Genomic DNA, 2189 nt, shown 5'->3' on the forward strand with positions numbered 1-2189 from the left:
GAGGAGACTTTCCTGAGGAAGCAACACCGTTCTTTTCCCCAGCTTTCCTGTGGACACGCCCTAAGGAAACCGAAGTAGTGGAAAATCGGGTGTTTGCTGCCTTCAAGGACTATCTGACAGCTTACTTGGATTTTGTGGATCAGGCAGAACTAATTACTGATTCCCAGCATCTCAAAGCCATCAAGGAAGCTCAACTGCGTTATCTGGGTTATCGTGCTGAAAAAGATCCAGCTCGTGGTATGTTTCAGAGATTTTATGGCAGTGAATGGACTGAGGAGTACATCCACGGTTTCTTGTTTGATCTAGAGCGGAAGCTGGCAAAGGCTGAAGCTTAGGATGTTAAAAATTAACCTCAGTTCGATGTAAGAAAGTGGTTAGTTTTTTCAGGAGTCAGGAGTCAGTATCTTCGAGTCATAAGTCAGGACAAAAGTACAGAATTGATGACTACAAAATGGATGGGAATAATACAGAATTTTATTGTTGATAAAACGTAAGCTATCAGCTATCAGCTATTAGCTAAAGGCTTGTGGCTGACGGCTGACGGCTGACGGCTGACAGCTTATCATAAAACTCTGATGAATTGCCAATTAACTGGGAAATAATTTATCTTGATTCCATTTATTATGACTCGATGCTCCTGACTCGATACTCCTAAATTTTAGAGCCTTTAAGGAAACGTACAAGATCTTAGCCTTTGCCCTCGCTGCGATCGCCAAACCGTAGCAGTAGCCAGAAACAAATTTTTTTAAAATATCTCAAATCCTTGTCTTGATGCAGCCCCTCCCCACTCGTACTTTGCATCAAAACAAGGTTGTTTTAATGCGCAAAAGCTTACTTAATACTTAATACTTCATAGGTCGCTAAAATTAAAAATTATGTCTTTTAATTAAGAACCTTTAAAAAAGTTAGGCTTGTATGAACCTAATCCCCTAATCTTGTGATTAGAACTGAGTAAGCTATCAGCTATCAGCTATCAGCTTTTAGCTATGAGTTGATGCCCATAGCGCACGCTACATGAACAGCTTATGCCCATAGTGCAAGCTACTTGAGTGGCCATTGGCCAACGACTGACCACTGACGGCTGACGGCTGACGGCTGAATGCTTAGATGACTGAGGTTTACGATCATAGAGGTGATTAATGACAATTCCTTTGCTAGAGTATCCTCCCTCAAGCCAAAATCAGCGGGTCGCTGGATATGAGGTGCCTGGAGATGAGCAGCCTAAACTATACACTACAGCTAATCTTCTCTCTCCATCGGAAATGGATGAATTGATTAGGGCAGCCTATAGTCAAATTTTTAATGAACAACAGATTCTCAAAAGCAACCGCCAAACCTTTTTAGAATCACAGCTGAGATTTGGTCAAATCACCGTGCGCGAGTTCATTCGTGGTCTAGCAACATCTGAAACTTTTTGGCAGCGCAATTATCAGACCAACAACAACTACCGTTTTGTCCAGATGTGTGTACAACGCATCTTGGGGCGTCAGGTCTACAACGATCGTGAGAAGTTAGCTTGGTCAATAGTGCTGGCTACCAAAGGGTTAAAAAATTTTATTGATGCTCTGCTCGATAGCGACGAGTATCTCGAAAACTTTGGTGATGACACCGTGCCTTATCAGCGGCGGCGGATCATACCCCAGCGTACTCAAGGCGATCTACCCTTTGCCCGGATGCCTCGTTATGGGGAAGACTACCGCACCCAACTGCAACAGCTGGGTTACTTCAAACACCAACCAATTGGTTTCAAAACCTATTATCCTCCTGCCTCAGTGCGCTTTGTAGCAGGAGTACTCACTAAGGCAGGGGCTGTAGTCTTACTTGGGGGAACAATTGCGATCGCCTTAGCGGCCTGGGGTATTATCAGTCTGTAGCTGTGAGTGTAGGTTTGATAAGAAATGTTACTAACCTGCCAACGGCTAGACCAATTAGCTGGAGTAAACAGCTGAGCTGTGTATTGAGCAGGAAGTAATCAACCAAGAGGCTTCCAGCACCAACGTGGAGCGAATCCACAGGGTCACCATAGCAAGCCAGTTCTGATCTGCCGTTGCAATCAGACATAAAAAAATCTTAAACTCTTAACAAGATGTAACGAATAAAGGCTCGACATCATTGTATAAAAGTTACCTGAAGGGTAAATAGTGACAGGCGAAAGCCAACCAACCGGTTGACACACAGCATTCCTAGGT

General features: G+C 43.7%; 1 protein-coding gene and 1 pseudogene. Both read left to right on the forward strand.

Annotation, left to right across the window (positions count from 1 at the left end; translation table 11 throughout):
• Positions 1 to 335, forward strand: a pseudogene (locus tag F6K53_RS37995) (phycoerythrobilin:ferredoxin oxidoreductase); the annotation flags it as partial.
• Between the two features lie 804 nt (positions 336 to 1139).
• A complete protein-coding gene (locus tag F6K53_RS38000) occupies positions 1140 to 1874 on the forward strand; it encodes a phycobilisome rod-core linker polypeptide (RefSeq protein WP_293084888.1) in 735 nt (244 codons plus the stop codon).
• The last annotated feature ends 315 nt before the right edge of the window (positions 1875 to 2189 follow it).

Origin of the sequence: Moorena sp. SIO4A1 (assembly GCF_010672065.1) — a bacterium.
In the GTDB taxonomy this organism is placed as follows: Bacteria; Cyanobacteriota; Cyanobacteriia; order Cyanobacteriales; family Coleofasciculaceae; genus Moorena.

Excerpts from the sequence above, each read along its gene's own strand:
- F6K53_RS38000 (WP_293084888.1), top strand. The coding sequence starts at position 1,140 with ATGACAATTCCTTTGCTAGAGTATCCTCCCTCAAGCCAAAATCAGCGG.